This window comes from Pseudomonas sp. BF-B-15, from assembly GCF_019946675.1.
In the GTDB taxonomy this organism is placed as follows: Bacteria; Pseudomonadota; Gammaproteobacteria; order Pseudomonadales; family Pseudomonadaceae; genus Aquipseudomonas; species Aquipseudomonas migulae.
In genome coordinates, this window is sequence record NZ_JAGYFZ010000025.1 from 48,458 (window position 1) to 69,944 (window position 21,487).

A 21,487-nucleotide genomic window follows, 5' to 3' on the forward strand; every position below is an offset into this window, starting at 1 on the left:
CAGCCACTAGTTAAGTCAAAAAACCGTGCACAGTCAAATTTATGGCGCACTATGTTTGGATTAACTGAGGATTAATTAACCAAACAGATGGTAAACCTTTGCAGCGTTCTGTGCTTGATGGATCTGCGACATCTCATCAACTATTGCTTGTCGCTCCCCTGTCGCCGCCTCCAGAAGCTGCTTATACACCCCTAGCAACTCTTCAAGATTGTCACGCAAGGCGGCCTCGTCTACCGAAGCTTCACTCAAGACGTCTTCCATGCAGGAACGACAAGCCAGATCCAACTCACCGATGGCTTCCCAATTGCGCTCGGCCAAGGCACCGACGAGGGCATCACGGGTGTGTTCGATACGCTGCAATACAAGACTCATGGTGATCTCCTTAAAACTGCGGACCCGGCGCGGCGATAGCATCCCAGCCTTCTTTGACGGTGCGAAGCAAATCGGCGACTTCGTCGAGAATCTTTGGATCGGTTTTGACATTGGCTTCTGCCAGGCGCTTCATCATGTAGGTGTACAGCTTGTCCAGCTCACCTACAGACTCAATCGAATTTTCCAAGTCCAGGCCTTCGCGCAAGCCACCGACGATCGCGATTGCCTTGCCGATGAAAATGCCTTTGTTGGGAATATCCTTGCGCTCCATGGCACCCTTGGCCTGAGCGATGCGATCCAGCCCACCTTCCATGAGCATTTGCACCAGGCGATGGGGGCTGGCTTCGGAAGTCTGGGCCTGAGCACCAATCTTCTGGTACTGCCGAAGGGCTAACATCGGGTTCATGCTGTACCTCATCAAAACTTTGTGATTCGTATAGCCAGTGTATCGACACCGCGTCAAAAATCTTTAGATCGAAACAAAAAAAGCCCGACAAGCGGAATTCGCTGCCGGGCTTTTGGCGCCTACGCGCTATCAGCCTTTTTTCTGTGCGTTCATCGCCTCAAACATCGAGGTAATGTTGCTCGCCGTTGCCTTGAGCTTGCCGACAAGAGTGTCCATGTCGTTGTACTTCTTGGTCAGCACGGTTGTCAGAGTCGCGACTCGACGATCCAATGCCTCCTGCTGGCTGGCCAGGTTGGTTTTAACCTTCGCCAGGCTGGCCGAACGCGCATCGAGGATGCCTTCGTTACCAGTAACGGTATAAGGCGTAATCGCCGAATTCATTCGCTCCAGCAGCCCCTTGGCCGCATCGCCAGTCGCCGCAGGATCACCCAGGAACAGCTTCTGAATTTCACCACCCAGTTTCTGCGTATCCATCGCCGCAGAGAACTTGGTGCTGTCAAAATCGAGCGCACCGGTTTTCTGGTTAGTGGTAATACCCAACTGCGAAAGCACGGTCAGTTTGTCGCCAGCACCGGTACTTGCCAACGGCTCACGGATCGACGCCAGAACACTGCGACCCAGCGAGTCACCGGTCAATGCCGCGGGAATGGTTGGCTTGCCATCTTTATCCAGGGAAGGCTTGCTCAGCGTACTGACGGTGCTGACCACCTGGTTGAAAGCGTCGACAAAGGCCTGGATCGATTTTTTCAAACCGTCACTGTTCGGCCCGACCGTCACAGTGGAAGTACCCGTCGTCACCAGATTCAGTGTCAGGCCGGAAATGGCGCTATCCACAGTGTTGGATTTGCTGGAGATAGCCAGCCCGTCAACCGTGAAGCTGGCATTCGCAGCGAGTTCGCCGATGGCACCCGCCGAATTCTCATCAGGCGTGGGACCCATTTTCTGGCCCGCGGTAATTTCCAGGCCCGGAATACCACTGAGCGTGATATCGGAATTCAAACCGGTCGCGGTAGACCCCAGGACCAGACGCGAACCGAAGGAGTCAGTGACAATGTTGGCACTGAAGCCATTGGCGCCTTGCTGGGTGTTGATCGCATCCCGCACCGTCTGCAACGTAGCACCAGGAGGAATGGTGACCGGTCGGGCAATGCCATTTTGAGTGATATTGAGCGTACCGTCCTGAATGGCACTGGTAGGGCCAAGGGGAAACGCAGCGGTCGCCACCTTGGATGAAGTCGCAAGGGAGTTGACCTTGATGACATACGTGCCGTTGACCGCCGAGTTGCTGGCGACAGAGGTCAGCACTTTGGGATCGGAACTCGTGGCGTTGTAACCCAGGAACTGAGGGGTCTTGGTATCACCAAGGTTTTTGATCGCGGCCTGGAAATTCGCCAACACACTCTTGAGGGTCCCGACACCGGAAATCTGCGATGTATTGGTGTTCGTCTGCCGGTTGATCTGGGTTTGCTTGGCCGATTTATCAGCATCAACCAAAGCTTTGACGATAGCCGTGGTGTCAAGGCCGGAGCCTAACCCCAGACCCGGTAGAATTGGACTTGCCATGTGGGACTCCCTTCAGTGTGTCGCCGGCCTTTTGACCATTACAACGCCCAAAAGAACATAGCAACAAAATTCGTGCCAGCTGTCAGACTTTAGCGCTGAACAACAGGCTGCTTGCATCATTCAAACTATTGGCCAGTTTGAGCACTTCTTCGTTGGGGATCTGGCGAACCACTTCACCCGACTCGCTGGCGATCACTTTAACGATAACCTTGCCTGAAGGTTCATCGATCGAGAACTCCAGATTGCGCTTGATCGATTGAACGAACTTTTCGATTTCCTGAACGGCCATCTTCAGTTTGTCCTGCTCGCTTTGCGCGTCTTTTGATTCATCCTTGACCGTTGCCACGGTGGCAGCATCGGCTCGAGGCTTTTCCACCGATTGTTCAGCAACAGTCGTCGCCGGCTTCGCGGCAGGATAAGACAAGTTCAGCTTCACGCTCATATCCATGTCCATCACCTCTTAAATTGAAAAAGCGAGAGAGCGCGCGTGCGCACTCCCCCGCCAAAACTTACCCAGCTATTACTGAAGCAGTTTCAGTACAGCGGATGGCAGTTGGTTGGCCTGGGCCAGAACCGAAGTGGAAGCTTGTTGCAGGGTGTTTTGCTTGGTCAGCTGTGCAGTTTCAGCAGCGAAGTCGGTATCTTGTACGCGGCTCAGTGCAGCACTGGCGTTTTCGTTGATGTTCTGCAGGTTGGAGATCGTGGTGGAGAAACGGTTCTGAGCAGCACCGAGGTCAGCACGAGTGGAGTTGATTTTGTCCAGGGCAATGTTGATGGCCGAGATCGCGGACAATACAGAGTTGTGGTTACCCGAGTTGGAAGTACCGGAGATGGTAGTACCGGTCATGCCCAGGGCGCTGGCGTCGAAGCTGGTCGACAGGGTCAGAGTGATCTGGTTGTCGGAAGTAGTGTTCGAACCTACCTGGAATTCCATTGCGCCAGCAGTACCGTCGATCAGCGCTTTGCCGTTCAGGTTGGTGGACTGAGCAATACGGGTCAGTTCTGCAACCGACTGTTGGTATTCTTTGTCCAGAGCGGTACGGTCAGCAGTGCCGTTGGAGTCGTTTCGCGATTGCAGTGCAATTTCACGCATACGTTGCAGAATGTTGGTCGACTCTTGCAGAGCGCCTTCAGCGGTCTGAGCGATCGAAACACCGTCGTTGGCGTTTTTGATAGCCATGGTCTGACCACGGATCTGCGAGGTCATACGGTTAGCGATTTGCAGGCCGGCGGCGTCGTCTTTGGCGCTGTTGATTTTCAGGCCGGAAGACAGGCGAGTCATCGAAGTCGAAAGCGCGTCGGAAGCACGGTTCAGGTTCTTCTGAACGTTCAGCGACGTAGTGTTGGTGTTTACTGTCAAAGCCATGACGAATTCCTCGTTGGTTGGGTACTGCGGCTTCCGGCCCTGGCAACCGCCGGGTATGGCCTAGAGAACCTTCGTAATAGTTATCGTCGCGAATGCAGGTTGCTTTAGGCCATTTTGAAAAAAATTTGCCATCACACTGCCACCCCCCATAAAACAAGGGCTTGGCGGCAAGCCAATCCAAAAAAGTGACGTCAGGGAAATGCCGGTAACGGGACAGCGAGGACTCGCCTGTACCGGCACATTGTCAAAAGCCTTGACCGGCCGTGGCCGCTTCCAGCAATTGGGGCAACTCATAATCAAGATAATCGGCCAGCGCCAACCAATCCTGCGCCTCCTGACAGGCCTGCATGTCGGAGAGCAACGCCGTCCAGCGGGATTGGACCTCGACAGTCTCGTGCCCCATTGCGGATTGCACATCACTGCAAATCTGGACCATGAGCAGCGCCGCTTCGACATCTCGCCCCAGACGGAACAAAACAGAACACTGCTGCGCCTCGGCAATCAGGGAGGATTCAGTCATCGCGTGAGCTCCGGATGAAACGTCGTGCCGACGATCATCGCCCCTGCCCGACTGCTGTTATAGAAAGCCATCTGAGGATGCCCGGCGATGTACCGTTCCAGCTCGCACAAGTAACTGCGGAAATTGAGCTGCGTCTTGACTCGCTGACCGTGGCCATCGAGCACCCAGTGCCGGGCGGCGCCCACGTTCGGCCCAAGGTCACCGTCATTCCAGCCGGCGTGGGTCTTGTTGTTCGGAAAAGCAAAATCGGCGCCGAACAGCGTGATCTGGCTGGCCCCCATGTGTACCGCCAGGTCCACCGCCGGGTGAATCACACTGCCACCGACAAACAGTTGGGCCTTGGGCAACTGCTCGCGCATGTCCCTATAGACAGGGCTGGCGGAATAGGCCACGTAACGCTTGCCCTGCCAACCTCCCAAGACCTCAGGATCAACCATGGGCATGTAGACCAGCGTGATATCGCGCGAGGCATCGCACGGCAAATGTCGCGTCGAGATGCGCTGATCAATCGTGACCACCACATCCGGTTTGATCCCATGCTCGATAAGCGGTCGGTAGGCGGTATCGACGCAAATGAACAACGGCCGCTGCGCCTGTTCGCGTACCGCGCGCAGCGTGTCGAAGTGCTGTTCCAGGCTGGGTCCGGTGGCAATGACAAATACTTCCCTGCCGGAACAGGTGGCAAACAGCTCGACAGCATCGGCATCGGCGCGAACACGCTCGACACTCGCCTGCAAACGCTCGGCAATCTCCGGATTGTCGGCATTGAATTCGCGATTGTTGAAGGTCAAGTGGGTTTCGCTGATCAGCCGGTCGCGTATCTTGGCGTTGTAGTCGTCCGCCAGCACCAGCTCCGAAGGCAGCGCGAAGTACGGCAACTGGATTTCCGCCAGATCGCCGGCGTACAGCAGCACCACTCGTGAATCGGCGAGCCACGACTGTTGATCGAGCAGTTGCAGCACCAGGGAAAACACCGCGCCGTTCAGAATGTGCACGTACAACCGTTCAAGCCCGGTTCGCTCCAGCAATTGCAGCTGCAAATCCCCCAGCCCGGTGCCATAGACATGCACCACCGGACTGTCGACGGGCAGGCTGCCGGCCTGAATCAACGCTTCGCGAGTGCGGTCATGGCGACTGGTCAACTGAATGCCATTGATGCTCAATGTCGAGCCCTGGCCATCCACCAGATCAGCGCGCAACTCGGTGCTGTTCTCCACCGACAGTCGATGCCAGACCTTGGGCCAACGCCGCTGAATCAACTCGCCGTTGCGCTCAAACAACTCGCTCATGGAGCCTCGCTTTTCATTCGGGCAAAAAAAAAATAGCGCTCAAGGTTACACCTTGAACGCTATTTTTATGCCTGGCTTTTGAAGGATCAAGGGCGATAGATAATCGCCGAGCCCCATGACAAACCAACGCCGAAACCGCTCAACGCCACACGTTTCCAGGTGGAGTCCAGTACGTGTTTCTCCAGCAGCAACGGGATACTCGACGAAACGGTGTTGCCGGTCTCGACCATGTCCTTGATGAACTTCTCCGGCTCGCCTTCGAAGCGTCGAGCCACAGCGTCGACAATCGCGGCACTGCCCTGGTGAATGCAGAACGCATCGATATCATCAGCGGTCAGCTGCGAATCGGTCAGCAGTTCGTGCAAGTGCGCCGGGACTTTCAGCAGCGCGAAGTTGAACACCTGACGGCCGTTCATGAAGAACACCCCGTCGGTCACCTTCAGGTGCGGCGCACCGGAACCGTCGGTGCCGAACTTGGCCTTGCCCAGTTGCCATGGTGCGTTTTCGCCCATCCAGGTTGCAGTGGCGGCATCGCCAAACAGCATGGTGGTGTTGCGGTCTTCCGGGTCGACGATCTTCGAGTACGGATCTGCGGTGATCAGCAGGCCATTCTTCAAGCCTGCGGCTTCCATGAAGCCCTTGATGGCGTAGATGCCGTAGACGTAGCCCGAGCAGCCCAGGGAAATATCGAACGCGGCGACGGTGGTCGGCAGGCCCAGTTTGTCCTGAACGATGGCGGCGGTGTGCGGCAGGCCTTCTTCGTCGCCGTTCTGCGTGACGACGATCAGTACGTCGATGTCTTCACGTTTCAAGTCCGGATTGTTGGCGAACAGCGCATTGGCTGCTTCGACACACAGGTCCGAGGTTTCCTGACCAGCGTCTTTGCGCGGCAGGAAGGCCGAACCGATCTTGCCCAGGATGAATTCTTCATCCTTTTCGAATTTTGCACCTTGTGCGTAATTGTCCACGCCGGCTACAGGAACGTAGCTCGCAATGCTTTTTATGCCAATCATTACGGCTTCCCAATAATAAACAGCCCAATACCACCGCTCGTAATGATTCGAGGGGCGCCGACAAACGGAGAAAAACGCCGCCTCATTGAGGCGACAGCGGGAAGAATAAAAGGCTATCACTGGGCCAAAAACAGGCCAGGCGCCACCTTCCCGATTAATACAATACAGTGAAGATGCGCGTTATGACTCGCAGGTCACTCTATTTTGCCGAATCGGCACCATAAGGGGTTATTCGACCAACGACCAGTCCAGCGGCGTTCCGCGCGGGATAGCCTTACGGGCACGGCGGCCCAGAAGGGTTTCCGCGTGTTTTGGAGCCAACCCCAGCCCCGGACGAATGGCTCGCAGATTAGCGACAGAAAAGGGCTCGCCGGCAGCCATGTCCTGAGTCACGTAGAGCGAGCGGCGGTACATCAGAGACTTGCGCTCGGCGTCCGTCACACCGTAATGCACATGCCCCATGGCCTGCCACGCGCGTTCGGTTTCTATCACCAGGCTGGCGAGCTCCGCCGGCTCCAGCGAAAAACTGGCGTCCACGCCACCGGCGCTGCGGTCGAGGGTGAAGTGCTTTTCCACCACCGTCGCCCCGAGAGCCACCGCGGCCACAGACACACCGACACCCATCGAGTGGTCAGACAGCCCGACTTCACAGCCAAACAATTCGCGCAAATGAGGAATCGTCCGCACGTTGCTGTTGGCGGGCGTCGCCGGGTAGGTGCTGGTGCACTTGAGCAACACCAGATCCTTGCAACCGGCTTCGCGGGCGGCACGTACGGTTTCGTCGAGTTCGGCGATGCTGGCCATGCCGGTAGAAATAATCAAAGGCTTGCCGGTCGCAGCGACCCGACGAATCAACGGCAGGTCCGTATTCTCGAAACTGGCGATCTTGTAGGCCGGCACGTCGAGACTTTCGAGGAAGTCCACTGCGGTGTCATCAAACGGCGTGGAGAACGCGAGCATCCCCAGCGCCTTGGCGCGGGCGAAAATCGGCGCGTGCCACTCCCACGGTGTATGCGCTTTTTCGTAGAGCGCGTACAAGGACGATCCGGCCCACAGACTGTTCGGGTCCTTGATGAAGAACTCGCCCTCGGACAGGTCCAGGGTCATGGTGTCGGCTGTGTAGGTTTGCAGCTTCAAGGCGTGCGCACCCGCCTTGGCTGCGGCATCGACGATTTGCAGGGCCATGTCCAATGACTGGTTATGGTTGCCACTCATCTCGGCGATGATGAACGGCGGCGCATCGGCCCCGATCAAGCGGTCGCCAATTTTGAAGCTAGTCATTGCAGTGATCCTTTAATACGCGCGTGAACGCGCAAGCATTCTGAGTGAAACCGGCTTCGCGAAATACCTTCAGCGACGGCTGGTTCTCTGGCACCACTTGAGCGGTGATAGTCCGCAGTTGCGGCCAATGGGTGGTCACGAAGGCCTCGCCCCGAGCCAGCAGCGCCCTGCCCCAGCCCAGGCCGATGCGATCTTCAAACAGATAAATCGAGACTTCAGCTTCAAATTCGCTCAAGTCATAACGCAACACGCCCACCGGGCCGTCATCGGCCTCGGCGATCAGCAGCAGACGCTGTGCATTGTTCAAACTGGCGGCCAGCCAGTTTTGATGCAACGACCATTCGATCAGCCCGGTCTCCCGCGACCAGCGCCGTACCGCTTCGGCATTACGCCCGTCGAACAGTAGCTGTGCATCGTCGGTGGTCGCGGGGCGGATCAGCAACACCGCGCCGGCCAGGGCGGCCGCCACCCGCTGTGCGCCCCGACCATCCACCAACTGTCGCGAATGCTCGGCCAGACTCTGGCGTATCCCAGGATTGCCCGCGACAAAACCGATGGCCTGACGCAATTGTTCGACGCTCACCTGCTCACGGGGTCCCAGGTACACATGGGCGCCCGAGGTCGCCATGACCTCGCCGTTGGCCTGCTGATTATTCGAGACCGCAATGCAAATCGTCGGCAACCCCAGGGCCGCCCGCTCCCAACTGGTTCCCCCACCGGCGCCGACGAACAGGTCGGCCTCGATCATCAGGCGGTAGAAGTCGCTGACAAAACTGTGCAAGCGCCAGTTGGGATGACTCGCCGCCATGGCCATCATCTTGTCCCATGCCGGGTTATCGGCACCGGCCACGAAATCAACTTCCAGCGCATGGAAATCGGCCATCGCCAACATCGCGTGATAAGTCTGCATCGCCGCATCGAAACCGCCGAAATTGACCAACACCCGTTTCACCTGGGGCTTGATCGCAATTGCCGGGCAGCAGAACTCATCGCGCAGCATCGCGAATCGCGGGCCGAACAACGTCTGGCAACCGGGCTCAAGCAGCGAACCATAAGCCTCTGGTGTACCCGACAGGTTCTGGTTGAGCAGCAGGTCGACGGCGTACCGGCGAGTGGCGAGGTCGTCCACCGCAGCGATCCGTGGCGCCCAGCGCCGAGCCGCCGTCTGCCAGTGATGATCGAGCCCATAGTGGTCGACGATGATCCAGTCGTATGCAGGATGGTTTTCCAAGGCGTGCGCCAGCGCGTCGATGTCCGCCTGCCACGGCAGCATGGATTCGATGGCTTGTTGCGGGTCTTCGTCGGGATAACGATCGGGCAGCGCAAAGGTTTCGAAACCTTCGGCTGCCAGCATGTCCAGCCGATGCCCCGGCAGTTGGCGGCATGCAAAAGCAACATGCGAGCCCTGTTTGCGCAAAACCCTGGCCAACGGCAACAAACGAGCGATGTGCCCGCTGCCAATGGTGGGCGACGCGTCGGAGCGAATCAGCACTCTCATTGCAACTCACCACCTGCCTTCAGCGCAGCGTACAAGTATTCGGCGCGCGTCCAGTCTTCGAGGGTGTCGATGTCCTGCACCAGATGCCGCGGCAGGATCACCGGCAGGCTCACCGGGGAAAACAACACGTCGCCGCGCAACCAGGCCTCGCTGCGCCCCCAGTAGAACTGGCCGGCGTCCTGAAAGGCTGCGGGCAGATCCTGCGACCGGGTGTTGCGGAACTCGGGGTACAACGATGTCAGCGCGCCCTGCTCGTCGAGGGTCAAGGCGCGCTGCACGGGAAAGCCGAAATCGGTCACGGAAAACGCGAAGGATTTTTCCGGATGCTGCTCCAGCAGTTCAAGTCCCTGACGCAGAAACCGTACCTGCAACAGCGGTGCGGTTGCGTAGATGCAGCAGGCATAGTCGAACGCTGGTAATTGATTCAAGGCATGAACGATCACCGCGGCGGTGCCGGTGAAGTCGTCGGCCAACGACGCCGGACGCAAGAACGGCACCTGAGCCCCGTGAGCCCGCGCGACCTCGGCGATTTCTTCATCGTCAGTGCTGACGACAACCTGGTCGAACAGTTGCGACTCCAGCGCCGTGCGAATCGAACGAACGATCATCGGCACGCCGTCGAACGGCTTGAGGTTCTTGCGCGGGATTCGCTTGCTGCCGCCGCGGGCCGGAATGATCGCAACGCTGCTCAAGACACTACTCCTCAAGAACCAGGCGTCGCAGTTGCGCCACCACATAGTCCTGCTGCTCATCGCTCAGCAAAGGAAACATCGGCAGGCTGATCGCTTCGGCGTAATAACGTTCGGCCTGCGGGAAGTCACCTTCGGCAAACCCCAGGTCGCGATAGTACGGCTGCAAATGCACCGGTATGTAGTGCAGGTTCACACCGACCCCGGCCGCTCGCAAGCCTTCGAACACCTGGCGATGACTGAGGTTGATCCGGTCGGTGTGCAACCGCACCACGTACAGATGCCACGCCGATTCGGCCTCGGGCTGCGCGCCGGGCAAGGTCAGCGGCAAGTACGCCAGCGACCGCTCATAACGCGCCGCCAGTTCACGGCGGCGCGCGATGAAGCCGTCGAGCTTGTCCAGCTGCGACAGACCGAGTGCCGCCTGCAGATCGGTGATCCGGTAATTGAAGCCCAGCTCCACTTGCTGGTAGTACCAGGGGCCGTGACTGGCTTCGGTCATCTGTTGCGGATCGCGGGTCATGCCGTGGCTGCGCAGACGCTGCAAGCGCTCGGCCAGTTCAGGGCGGTTGGTCAACACCATGCCCCCTTCGGCGCTGGTGATGATTTTCACCGGGTGAAAACTGAACACCGTCATCGCCGCAAATTCGCCGCAGCCCACCGGACGCCCGGCATAGGAAGCACCGACCGCGTGGGACGCATCCTCGATCACCGTAAAACCATAACGTTCGGCCAGCCCGGCGATCATGCGCATGTCGCAGCTCTGCCCGGAAAACGCTACGGCCACCAGCACCTTCGGCAGCGTGCCATCGCGCTCGGCGGCCTCAAGCTTCGACGCCAGTGCGTAAGCGTCGAGATTCCACGTCAGTGGATCGATGTCGACAAAATCCACCTCGGCGCCGCAATAGCGACCACAGTTGGCCGAAGCCAGAAACGTATTCGGCGTAGTCCATAGCCGATCGCCCGGGCCGAGTCCGGCCGCGAGGCAGGCAATGTGCAACGCCGCCGTGGCATTGCACACCGCCACGGCGAAATCAGCCTGGCAACGTTGCGCCAATGCCTGTTCGAAGCGTTCGATGGTCGGCCCTTGAGTGAGCCAGTCCGACTGCAACACGGCGACCACCGCATCGATATCTGCCTGATCGAGGCTCTGCCGACCGTAGGGAATCATGCCGGCAGTTTCGCGTGCAGATCAGCAATCTGTCCGACCGACAGGTAGTGCGGATTGGTGTCGGACCGGTACTCGAAGTCTTCACTGACAGGCCTGCCCTGCTCGCCCAGTTTGTCGACGGCAAAATCCACGTCGACACTGGTGAAACGAATCGAGGGTTGAATGGTGTAGTGATCGGCAAACTCCAGGGTCATCCGCGCGTCGTCCAGCGGCACCATCAACTCATGGAGTTTTTCTCCCGGACGAATGCCGACGTTCTTGTGCGGCAAATGTTCAGCCATGCCCAGTGCCAGATCGACGATACGAATCGACGGGATCTTGGGCACAAACACTTCACCACCGTGCATGCGGGCGAAGCTGTCGAGCACAAACTGCACACCGTGATCGAGGGTGATCCAGAAACGCGTCATGCGCTCATCGGTGATCGGCAGCTCCGTGGCGCCCTCGGCGATCAGCTTGCTGAAAAACGGCACCACCGAGCCACGCGAACCGGCAACGTTACCGTAACGGACCACCGAAAAACGGGTGTTCTGGTCGCCGGCAATATTGTTCGCGGCGACGAACAACTTGTCCGACAGCAGCTTGGTCGCGCCGTACAGGTTGATCGGGCTGGCGGCCTTGTCGGTGGACAGCGCGACGACTTTTTTCACGCCGTTGTCGATGGCCGCGGCAATGATATTTTCCGCGCCGTTGACGTTGGTGCGGATGCATTCGGTCGGGTTGTACTCCGCCGCCGGCACTTGTTTCAGTGCCGCGGCATGCACCACGTAATCGATGCCACGCATGGCCTGGCGCAGACGATCAGCATCGCGCACATCACCGAGGAAGTAACGCATGCACGGCGCGTTGAACGTCTGCTGCATCTCGTACTGTTTGAGCTCATCGCGCGAGAACACCACCACCCGCTTCGGCTGATATTGCTCCAGCAGCCGGCGGATGAAATTGCGCCCGAACGAGCCGGTACCGCCAGAGATGAAAATCGATTTACCGTTGAACATGCCTTGAGTCCTTGTACCTGTCAGTCAGGCTTATGCGAGCAACTGCGCCCAGTTCACCGGGGCCGGTTCACTCAGGGCAAAGCCCGTGCCGGTCAAGGCCAGGTTGTTGTTGTAAGCCTCGTCGTGCGCGAAACGCGCCTGCCACTTGTCGCGCAGGGCCGCCACTGCCTGGGGAACGTCCGGCAAGGTGCCCGGGTGGGTAACTTGCACTTGCGGCGTCCACACCGTGAGCAACCCGGCGTCGGCGACTTTCAGGCACAGATCGACATCGGCGTACACGTCATCGAAATGCTCCCGATCCAGACCGCCGAGTGCGTCGAATACTTCCTTGCGAATCATCAGGCATGCACCGCTGACGGCCGCATAATTCTGCTCGACGAGCAGTCTGCGCATGTAGCCCGACGCGTCCTTCTTCTCACCGATGAAGGGCGAAGCAATCCCGCCGTTGAGCCCCATAATCAACCCGGCACCGGTCACGCTGCCTTCGCGGTCCACCAGCTTGGCACCGACCACGCCGACTTCGGGACGCTGGGCCTGATTGAGTAGCGCCTCGATCCAGTTGGCGTTGACCACTTCGGCGTCCGCCGCCAGCAGCACCAGGTATTCGCCTTGAGCCTCGCCGGCTGCGAGGTTGATCAGGGCCGACGTGCTGAGACGCTGTTCAGCCTTGACCAGACGAATCCGGCCCCGTCCGTTTCGTTCCAGGCTGTCCAGCCAGGTGTGAAGCTCGGCGGACTGGCTGTGGTTATCGGCAATGATAACTTCGTTGTTTTGATAGCGCGTGCGCTGCAAGACACTGACCAGGCAGCGCTGCAAGTGCTCCAGGTTGTCCTGGCTGTGGATGATGACCGATACCTTCGGACGCCCCGCATGGCGGTATTCGATACGCAAACCAGCCGATGCTTCGGCACTGACCTGGGCTTGATAACCGCGGGTCACCAGATGACGGACCAACGTCTGACGCTCGTGCTCGTTGGCTGTCGGCTCAGGAGCTGCGGTGATCAGCAACGGCTCGGCCAAATGGGCAAGGCCGGCCAGGCCACCGGTTTCAATCAGACGCAGCAGCAGGTCGAACTCGAGCGCCGAGGCGAACTCGCGGGCAAAACCGCCGACTTCCACCAGCGCTTCGCGGCGAATCAGCCAGTGCCGCGCGATGAGTGACGGAAGGCTCTGCAACAGGTCGAGGTTGAAGGCTGGCCGGAACACATCGACCAGCGTGCCATTCTCCTGGCGATGAATTTCGTCCATCGCCACCGCACGGCAACCCTCGGCGTCTTGCAACTCGAGGCTGGCACGCAAGAAGCCGGCAGTGGTGAACTCGTCACCCGCCTCGGCCAGCAGCAACCAGTCCGAAGTCGACTGACGAGCGATCTGGTTCAGCTTGTCGACGTAATTGGCCGCCGTGACCTTGACGAAATGCAGGGTGTTTTGTGCCGTGGTGACTGCCGGCAAGTCGCCCGTGGTGAAGATCACCACCTTGAACGCCCGGAACGCACTTTCCATGAGGCTGTCCAGGGTGACCTGAAGCTTGTCCATGTCTGCGTCCAGATCGAGCAGCAGAATGCCGAACTGAGGGCCCCCTTCGCTGGCCGCCAGGTGCTGGTTGATTTTGCGCACCGCGGTATCGTTCGGTTGCCGGGCCTGCAGCCAGTTTTGCAAACGTCCCGACGGCATTGTGTCGAGCAACTGACGGCTGTCGAAGGTTGGCACGCTGTCCAGACGCTCAACCCAGTCGGTCAGTATCCGGGCATCAGCGGCTTCATCCATATCCAACAGCTGCTGCGCCAGTTTCTGCATCACCCGACGGTTGAACGCTCCCAGGCCAACGGCTTCAATCAGACGGGTCTGGATGGTCGCCGGAGTGTCATTGGAATAGGTGCGCTGCAACGCTTCCTGCTTGAGCAACGCGCCTTCCATTTCTTCGAGTTGCAAGCGTCCAGCCGGCATCGAATGAAGCAGGAATTCGCACTGCGTCAGTTGGTCGAAGAAGGCACTGTTATAGAACGGCATTTCAACGTATTGCTGAGGGCCGAAGACCCGCTTCGGCCCTATCGTCGGATCCGTCCAGTAAGACTCGAAAATCGGCTCGATGGTCAGCGCGTTGCGTTTCGTCAGGCTCTCGGCGAGGGCGGCAAAACTTTGCAGCGCGACCTGCGCGGTCTGGTGTTCATCCAGACCTTTGATGCCGGTCGGCAGCGATGCCAGGAAGCCGGCAAAACGCTCACGGTCGGCGACAGACCGGGCGTCCTTGAGGGCCAGGGTCGTCATGATCTCGGTGTTGTGATCCGAGCGGCCATAGTTGACCTCACGCACCACGTAAGGAATTGGAAGAATCCGCGCCTTGGCCCGGGCGAGCATGTAGTAGACATGCCCGATCTCCTGCCACTGGAAGATCGTTCCTTCAGGCATCGCGGCATACCAGTCACGCAGCAGCGAAGTCCGATGGACCGCATAGAACGGCGGAATGTACTGGCTCACGTAATCGAGTACACGATCCTGACCGAGCTCGGCGTTGTAGTCCTCGTTTACTTTCTTGTCACGAAGGTAGTACTGCACATAGTTGGAGTGGGTCAGGTACATCAGGCAATAGCCATGGCACAGACCGTAGTCGGGGTTGGCTTCGAGGAAGTTCACCGACTCGGTGAGGCCACCGTGCATCAGGAAATCATCGTCGGAGGCGAAGACCATGTAGGGCGTGGTGACCTGCTCGACGCCGTACACCAGTTTGGCCTGGATTCCCCAGTAGCCGAATTGCGGCAAATGCCGATAGTCGATGGTGTCCGCAACCGTCGCCGCGCCCTCGAGCGCGATGGCCGACGAATCGAGAACCAGGATCTTGCAAGGCAACGTGCTGTAGTACTGCAATGCCCTGCGCAGGAACGTCGGGCGATTGTGTGTAATCAGCACCAGAGTGAACAGTTCACTCAAGGGCTGCATGTTTTCAGAACCGTAAATGCCTTGCATATCCTTCCCCACCACAGGCCGATTGCCTGATTAACGCTTGAATAGAGGTGTCGCTTAACGTACTCGGCGCAGGTAGCCATCCGGCGCGACAGTGATCAGCAGCTTGCTGTGAATGGCCTGGTCGATCTCGAAATCACGGTTCTCTTCCAGGTAGGCCCAGACCGCGGTTTTCGGGTTGTCACCCTTGCCCCATGGACGGTCCGGGAACGCATCTTCCGGCATGTCTTCGACCACGGTGTCCATGACCACGCAATAGCTGCCCACCGAGACCATCGGTGCATACAGGCGCAGCTCTTCGAGCACGTGTTCGTGGGTGTGATTGGAGTCCAGGACCACCAGCACTTTCTTGCCCTGGATGCGCTCGCGCACCTGGTCGACGATGGCCGTGTCGATGCTCGAACCCTGGATCATCTGGATGCGTTTGCTCATCGGGTGAGCTTCGATCGCTTCGCGGTTGTGCTGGCGGATATCGATGTCGACACCCAGCACTTCGCCATGGCCCATCAGTTCCAGGATCGAGGCGTAAAACACCAGCGAACCGCCGTGGGCGATGCCGGTTTCAACGATCACGTCCGGACGCAGGTTCCAGATGATTTCCTGCATGGCGACCATGTCCTGCGGGAACTGAATGATCGGCCGGCCCATCCAGCTGAAGTTGTAGGTGTACTTGTGTTTGGCCGTGGTGCCGACCCAGCCCAGCGACTCGGCTTGCAGCGCCTTGTCCTGCTTCAGGCCTTCGATGTTGTCTTTTACTTCTTCGCGAAACTGCTCATGGGGATTCATTGAAACGCTCCAAAAAAAATAGGCAAACGGGTTAGTTGAAGACCTTACCGTCGGGGTAAGGCACCACGTTGGTCTTTATGATCCTGGCGGGATTGCCCGCCACGACTGAATAATCCGGGACATCTTTGGTGACGACGGCGCCGGCGCCGATGGTCACCCAGCGTCCGATACGCAAGCGCGGCAGAATCGTGGCGTTGGTGCCGATGAACGTGCCGTCGCCGATCTCCACGCAACCGGCGATGCATACGCCGGGCGCCATGAACACCGAGTGGCCGATTTGCCCTTCATGCCCCACCACGCTGCCGGCGCTGATGCTGGTGTTGTCGCCCAGCGTCACCTCGGCCTGCATGATTACGCCTTCCTGCAGATAACTGCCCTGCCCCATGCGAATCATGGTCAGGTCAATGCCGGGGTGGATGAACTGGCCCAGCGTTGCACCGGCCTCGACCAGCTGGCGGGTGGTCTCGTAGCGCAGTCGGGTGCTGCCGGTGATCAGGTTGACGAAACGTACGTCCGGCCCCTTGAGCTCACTGACCAACGCCGAACCGCCAATGACCGGAACACCAAAAAACGGTGTCCCGTGTTTGTTCGGGTCATTGTCCAGAAACGCAAACTCGACATTCGGTGTGCTGCGCTTCACCGCGTGCAGCATGCGCACCGCTTCCGGGTTGGCCGCGCCCAGCAAGTACATCTTCACAGTGATTGCCTTTTTGCCAGCAGTGTACGCACCACATCCACCACCCGTGCCTGATCGGCGTCAGTCATGTCGTGATAACTCGGCAGGTTGAACGCACGCTCCGGCAAGGCAAACGAAACCGGTGTGTCGACCACGTGCTCACTGAACATGGGCAACGACGACAGTGGCCAGAAGAACACGCGGGCGTCGATATCGGCGGCCTGGAACGCGGCGATCATCTCGTCGCGATGTATCCCGGTCCCGGCATCGAATACCACCGTGGGCATCCAGTAACCGTTACGGGCATGGGCAGGTTCTGGGTTCAGCGAAACCCCCGGCAGCGATGACAGCGCGCGGGCGTAATTGGCGAATATCGTCCGTTTGCGTTCGATCAGTTCTTCAATCCGCTCAACCTGGGCGCAGCCGACGGCCGCCTGCAAGTTGCTCATCTTGTATTTGAAGCCAATGAACTCTGGCCAGAATTGTTTGGTGCTGCCCGCGACACGACCATGGTTGGACAACGTCAGGACGCGCTCATACAAGGCTTTATCCGAGGTGACGAAAATGCCGCCCTCGCCGGTGGTCATGGTTTTGGTGCCATGGAATGAAAACGCACCGAACGCCCCCATCGAGCCGGCAGCCTTGCCGCGCCACTGCGAGCCGATGGCTTCGGCGGCGTCTTCGATGACCGGGATACCGTGTTCGCGACCGATCGCCAGCAATGCGTCCATGTCACACAGGTTGCCGTAAAGATGGACCGCGAGAATGGCTTTGGTCTTCGGGGTAATTGCCTGCCTGACGAGCTCCGGATCCAGGCACCAGCTATCCGGCAGAACATCGACAAACACCGGCGTAGCGCCCAGATAGGTGATCGGTGCCGCCGAAGCGATCCAGTTGGTGTTGCCCAGGATCACTTCATCACCCGCGCCGATGCCCAGCGCCGCCATCCCCATGTGCAGCGCGCCGGTGCAGCTCGACGTCGCGATGGCATAGGTCGCACCAAGGTGCTCGGCAAACCCGTGCTCAAAACGCGTCAGGTATTCGTAGCAACGCGCGCCCCAACCGTTCTGCACGGCATCCAGGGCATACCGGGCTTCCAGTTCGCCGACACTCGGTTTGGTGTAGTGAATTCTGCTCATTGAATACTCAACTCCGGAACGGCAACGACAAACTGTGCGCCCCACTCTTTGACCGAGGCGAATTGCTGGGTGATTTCAGGCAACAGGTTCCATGGCAGAACCAGGATGTAGTCGGGTTGTTCAAGGGCGATACGCTCGGGCGACACCACCGGAATCCGGCTGCCAGGCAAGAACTTGCCCTGTTTGTGCGGATTGGCGTCGGCGACCCAGGCCAACAGATCAGGCTTGACCCCGGCGTAGTTGAGCAACGTGTTGCCCTTGGCGGCGGCGCCGTAACCGACCACTCGTTTGCCATCGGCTTTCGCCTGCAACAAGAAGCGCAGCAATTGGTGCTTGATGCCCTCGGCGGCTGGCGCGAGGGTCGCGTAGTACTCGGGGGTTTTCACACCGGCGGTGATTTCGGCTTGCAGTTGCTGAGCAACCGCAGGCTGCACGTCACGACGAACGCCATCGGCACGCTGGACGAAAACCCGCAGCGAACCGCCGTGGGTCGACAGCTGACTGACGTCGAACACTTCCAGGCCGTTGCGTTCGCACAATGTCTGCACGGCGGTCAGGGACAGGTAGGAATAGTGCTCGTGATACAGCGTGTCGAACTGTTGCCCGGCCATCAGTGTCAGCAGTTGCGGAAACTCGAACGTCGCCACGCCGGTCGGCTTGAGCAGGGTCGCAAAGCCGCCGAGGAAATCATTGATGTCCGGCACGTGGGCCAACACGTTGTTGGCAGCCATCAGGTCCGCGGACCAGCCTTCGCTGACCAATTGCGCAGCGGTGTGACGGCCGAAGAACAACTCGCGGATCTCCAGGCCTTTTTCCCGCGCCGCTTGCGCGGTGCTGCGGGTTGGCTCAACGCCCAGGCAAGGAATGCCGCGACCGGCGACGTACTGCAACAGGTAACCGTCGTTGGCAGCGATTTCCACTACACGACTGTCGGCGGTCAGGCCGAAGCGCTCGACCATCTCGGCGACGTAGCGATCGGCATGCGCCAGCCAGGTGCTGGAGAACGAACTGAAATACGCATACTCAGCGTCGAACAGGCTGTCGGCGCTGGTGTAATCCTCGGTTTGCACCAACCAGCACTGCTGACACACCGCAACCTTGAGTGGCACCCACTGTTCGGCCTGTTCCAGCTGATCGGCACGAACGTAGGCGTTCGACGGCGGCGAGGTGCCGAGATCGATCAGCGGCAAGGCCAAAGGAGTACCGCAACCACGGCAGTTCATAGACGCACTCCAGCGAAACGTTCATCGAGCAAGGGATGGCTGGCGTCCCTGGCTGACAGATTATTGACAGGCAACGGCCAGGCAATCGCCAGCCGTGGATCGTTCACCGACAAGCCGCCTTCATGCTCCGGCGCGTAATCGGCGCTGTGCAGGTAAAGCAATTCGGCGTCGTCGGTCAGGGTCTGGAAGCCGTGGGCAAAACCGGCAGGAATGAGCAGGCTGCGACCGTCACCGGCGCGCAGATGTTCGGCGTGCCAGTGCAGGAACGTTGCGGAGTCGGGCCGCAAGTCCACCGCCACATCCCAGACTTCACCACGCAGGCAGGTGATCAGCTTGGCTTCCGGTGCGTTGGCATTCTGGTAATGCAGACCACGCACACTCGCGCGTGCGCGGGTGCAGGAATGGTTGATCTGGCGAATGGAAAACGCTTGGCCGAAGGCGCTCAGGCTGCCCTCGCAGAACAACCGGGCGAAGTGCCCGCGATCATCTTCGAAGCGTTTGTGCTGCACGCTGAACAAACCCGTCAGCGGCAGCGCCTTCAACGAAAACTCGCTCACAGCGCGCCTCGGTACAGGTTCAACTGACCCAACGTGATGCCACGCATGTCGTCGCCGTTTTGCCAGGCCAGATGCCAGTCGAGGGTCTGGGTCAGGCATTGTTGCAACGACCAGCGCGGCTGCCAGGCCAACAGTTGGCGGGCGCGGCTGCTGTCCAGGCGCAACAGGCCTGCTTCATGCAGTTCACTCGGTTCGATGCGCAATCCGCGCGCTTGTGGCCAACGGTTGGCGAGCAGCTCGACCACTTCGCCGACGCTGCACATGTCCGCTTCGCTCGGGCCGAAGTTCCACGCACCGGCGAACTCGGGGCCTCGCTCGTAAAGAGCGGCGGCCAGCTGCAGGTAACCGGCCAGCGGCTCCAGCGCGTGTTGCCACGGGCGGACGGCTTGCGGGTAGCGCAGGGTTACCGGCTCGTCGGCGGACCAGGCTTTCAGGACATCAGGAATCAAACGTTCAGGGGCAAAATCACCGCCGCCCAACACGTTGCCGGCTCGGGCCGTGGCCAGGGCCAGACCGTGTTCGGCATACTTCTCGGCCGGGAAAAACGATGCCGCATACGACTGCGCCAGCAACTCGCAGCAGGCTTTGCTGCTGCTGTAAGGATCGTGGCCGCCGAGGGCTTCGTTTTCACGGTATGGCCACAACCATTCCTGATTGGCGTAGACCTTGTCGGTGGTCACCAGCACGCAGGCGCGCACGCCGCCGACCTGACGGATCGCTTCAAGCAGGTTCAGGGTGCCCATGACGTTGCTGGAGTAAGTCCCCAGCGGATCGCGATATCCCTCGCGCACCAGCGGCTGGGCCGCCAGGTGCAGGACGATTTCCGGTTGGGTGTCGGCGATCAGTTCAAGCAGGGCCCCCAGATCACGCAGGTCGCCGCGCTGATCGTTGATGCCTTCGTGGACACGTGCCAGTTCGAACAGGCTCGGCTCGGTGGACGGATCGAGGGAAAACCCGCTGACTTTCGCGCCGAGGCTTTGCAGCCACAACGTCAGCCAACTGCCTTTGAAACCGGTGTGGCCCGTCAGCAGAACTCGCTTGCCGCGCCAGAATTCCGGGCTCAGTCCCATTGCTTCCATGGGGCCTCCCCGCTCTGCCACAAATGCTCCAGATGGTTTTTATCGCGCAGGGTGTCCATCGGGTGCCAGAAACCATCGTGCTGGTAGGCAGCCAGTTGACCGCTGCTGGCCAGGCCAACCAAAGGCTCGGATTCCCAAACCGTCTCGTCGGCGGTAATCAGCGGCAGGACCTTGGGCGACAGCACAAAGAAGCCACCATTGATCCAGCCTCCGTCACCGCGCGGCTTTTCAGTAAAACCGCGGACCAGGTGACCGTCGCGTTCCAGCGCGCCGTAACGGCCAGGCGGCTGAACCGCCGTGACCGTGGCGAGCTTGCCGTGGGACAGGTGGAAGTCCACCAGGGCACCGATGTTCAAATCGGACACGCCGTCGCCGTAGGTGAAGCAGAACGCGTCTTCGTTTTCCAGGTAGCGGCTGGCCCGACGCAAGCGCCCGCCGGTCATGGTGTCTTCACCGGTATCGATGAGCGTGACGCGCCATGGCTCGCTGTAGTTCTGGTGAACGTCCATGCGGTTATTGCACATGTCGAACGTGACGTCAGAGGTGTGCAGGAAGTAGTTGGCGAAGAAGTCCTTGATCGCGTAGCCCTTGTAGCCCAGGCAAATCACGAAGTCATGGATCCCGTGAGCGGAGTACTGCTTCATGATGTGCCAGAGAATTGGCTTGCCGCCGATTTCAATCATCGGCTTGGGTTTGAGGTGCGACTCCTCACTGATGCGCGTGCCCAGGCCGCCCGCCAAAATAACTGCCTTCATCGTCTCCCCTCTTGTTCGTCACAGGGCTCAGCCAAGCTGTATCAAGCTTTTGCAGGCCTTCTGGATAAAACCTTCAATGCCGCTCAGGGCGCTTCTGGATTCACCGGAAGTGCTCGTTTTATGGCGATATCGGGGGGGCTTGCAG

Annotated in this window: 21 protein-coding genes; all 21 read right to left on the bottom strand. The window is 59.3% G+C overall.

All coding sequences use genetic code 11. The features are described 5' to 3' along the window. Nucleotides 1-75 precede the first annotated feature (75 nt). On the bottom strand, nt 76-372 hold the full coding sequence (locus KGA97_RS10890) for a hypothetical protein (RefSeq protein WP_008044601.1): 297 nt from the start codon (nt 370-372) through the stop codon (nt 76-78). A gap of 10 nt (nt 373-382) precedes the next feature. Next, nucleotides 383-778: a flagellar export chaperone FliS gene (gene fliS, locus KGA97_RS10895; RefSeq protein ID WP_008044602.1), complete on the bottom strand. Its 396-nt coding sequence runs from the start codon at nt 776-778 to the stop codon at nt 383-385. A gap of 129 nt (nt 779-907) precedes the next feature. Continuing rightward, nucleotides 908-2,341: a flagellar filament capping protein FliD gene (fliD, locus tag KGA97_RS10900; RefSeq protein WP_223480760.1), complete on the bottom strand. Its 1,434-nt coding sequence runs from the start codon at nt 2,339-2,341 to the stop codon at nt 908-910. A gap of 82 nt (nt 2,342-2,423) precedes the next feature. Continuing rightward, entirely contained in the window at nt 2,424-2,789 is a 366-nt protein-coding gene (locus tag KGA97_RS10905; protein ID WP_008044605.1) for a flagellar protein FlaG, read from the bottom strand. 72 nt (nt 2,790-2,861) lie between these two features. Beyond that, nucleotides 2,862-3,707 (bottom strand): flagellin domain-containing protein, encoded by an 846-nt coding sequence (locus KGA97_RS10910; RefSeq protein WP_008044606.1) that lies wholly within the window; start codon nt 3,705-3,707, stop codon nt 2,862-2,864. Between the two features lie 244 nt (nt 3,708-3,951). Then, a complete protein-coding gene (locus tag KGA97_RS10915) occupies nt 3,952-4,227 on the bottom strand; it encodes a hypothetical protein (RefSeq protein WP_223480761.1) in 276 nt (91 codons plus the stop codon). Then, nucleotides 4,224-5,516 carry a motility associated factor glycosyltransferase family protein gene (locus tag KGA97_RS10920; RefSeq protein ID WP_223480762.1) on the bottom strand — a complete coding sequence of 431 codons (1,293 nt, stop codon included), beginning with the start codon at nt 5,514-5,516 and terminating at the stop codon, nt 4,224-4,226. The genes KGA97_RS10915 and KGA97_RS10920 overlap by 4 nt, the downstream gene beginning before the upstream one ends. 86 nt (nt 5,517-5,602) lie before the next feature. Further along, nucleotides 5,603-6,529 (bottom strand): ketoacyl-ACP synthase III, encoded by a 927-nt coding sequence (locus tag KGA97_RS10925; RefSeq protein ID WP_008035244.1) that lies wholly within the window; start codon nt 6,527-6,529, stop codon nt 5,603-5,605. Between the two features lie 228 nt (nt 6,530-6,757). Beyond that, nucleotides 6,758-7,810: a pseudaminic acid synthase gene (gene pseI / locus KGA97_RS10930; protein WP_008044612.1), complete on the bottom strand. Its 1,053-nt coding sequence runs from the start codon at nt 7,808-7,810 to the stop codon at nt 6,758-6,760. Next, nucleotides 7,803-9,308, bottom strand: a complete 1,506-nt coding sequence (pseG, locus tag KGA97_RS10935) for a UDP-2,4-diacetamido-2,4,6-trideoxy-beta-L-altropyranose hydrolase (RefSeq protein ID WP_223480763.1) — start codon at nt 9,306-9,308, stop codon at nt 7,803-7,805. Before pseG ends, pseI begins: the two co-directional genes overlap by 8 nt. Beyond that, on the bottom strand, nt 9,305-10,000 hold the full coding sequence (pseF, locus tag KGA97_RS10940; RefSeq protein ID WP_223480764.1) for a pseudaminic acid cytidylyltransferase: 696 nt from the start codon (nt 9,998-10,000) through the stop codon (nt 9,305-9,307). The genes pseG and pseF overlap by 4 nt, the downstream gene beginning before the upstream one ends. Before the next feature lie 4 nt (nt 10,001-10,004). After that, entirely contained in the window at nt 10,005-11,168 is a 1,164-nt protein-coding gene (gene pseC, locus KGA97_RS10945; RefSeq protein WP_223480765.1) for a UDP-4-amino-4,6-dideoxy-N-acetyl-beta-L-altrosamine transaminase, read from the bottom strand. Further along, the gene (gene pseB / locus KGA97_RS10950) at nt 11,165-12,166 is read right to left on the bottom strand and encodes a UDP-N-acetylglucosamine 4,6-dehydratase (inverting) (protein WP_008044619.1); all 1,002 of its coding nucleotides are present in this window, start codon (nt 12,164-12,166) and stop codon (nt 11,165-11,167) included. Before pseB ends, pseC begins: the two co-directional genes overlap by 4 nt. A 30-nt stretch (nt 12,167-12,196) precedes the next feature. Further along, a complete protein-coding gene (locus KGA97_RS10955; protein ID WP_223480766.1) occupies nt 12,197-15,130 on the bottom strand; it encodes a glycosyltransferase family 2 protein in 2,934 nt (977 codons plus the stop codon). A 54-nt stretch (nt 15,131-15,184) separates the two neighbouring features. Beyond that, complete coding sequence (locus tag KGA97_RS10960) at nt 15,185-15,913, bottom strand: cephalosporin hydroxylase family protein (protein ID WP_223480767.1); 729 nt, start codon at nt 15,911-15,913, stop codon at nt 15,185-15,187. 31 nt (nt 15,914-15,944) lie between these two features. Beyond that, the gene (locus KGA97_RS10965) at nt 15,945-16,610 is read right to left on the bottom strand and encodes an acetyltransferase (RefSeq protein WP_192226018.1); all 666 of its coding nucleotides are present in this window, start codon (nt 16,608-16,610) and stop codon (nt 15,945-15,947) included. After that, nucleotides 16,607-17,728 (bottom strand): DegT/DnrJ/EryC1/StrS family aminotransferase, encoded by a 1,122-nt coding sequence (locus KGA97_RS10970; RefSeq protein ID WP_192419585.1) that lies wholly within the window; start codon nt 17,726-17,728, stop codon nt 16,607-16,609. Before KGA97_RS10970 ends, KGA97_RS10965 begins: the two co-directional genes overlap by 4 nt. Beyond that, nucleotides 17,725-18,951, bottom strand: a complete 1,227-nt coding sequence (locus tag KGA97_RS10975) for a class I SAM-dependent methyltransferase (RefSeq protein WP_192226014.1) — start codon at nt 18,949-18,951, stop codon at nt 17,725-17,727. The genes KGA97_RS10970 and KGA97_RS10975 overlap by 4 nt, the downstream gene beginning before the upstream one ends. Continuing rightward, on the bottom strand, nt 18,948-19,508 hold the full coding sequence (locus KGA97_RS10980; protein ID WP_192226012.1) for a dTDP-4-dehydrorhamnose 3,5-epimerase family protein: 561 nt from the start codon (nt 19,506-19,508) through the stop codon (nt 18,948-18,950). Before KGA97_RS10980 ends, KGA97_RS10975 begins: the two co-directional genes overlap by 4 nt. Beyond that, a complete protein-coding gene (gene rfbG / locus KGA97_RS10985; protein ID WP_008044634.1) occupies nt 19,505-20,587 on the bottom strand; it encodes a CDP-glucose 4,6-dehydratase in 1,083 nt (360 codons plus the stop codon). The genes KGA97_RS10980 and rfbG overlap by 4 nt, the downstream gene beginning before the upstream one ends. Continuing rightward, nucleotides 20,569-21,342: a glucose-1-phosphate cytidylyltransferase gene (gene rfbF / locus KGA97_RS10990; RefSeq protein ID WP_008044636.1), complete on the bottom strand. Its 774-nt coding sequence runs from the start codon at nt 21,340-21,342 to the stop codon at nt 20,569-20,571. The genes rfbG and rfbF overlap by 19 nt, the downstream gene beginning before the upstream one ends. Between the last annotated feature and the right edge of the window lie 145 nt (nt 21,343-21,487).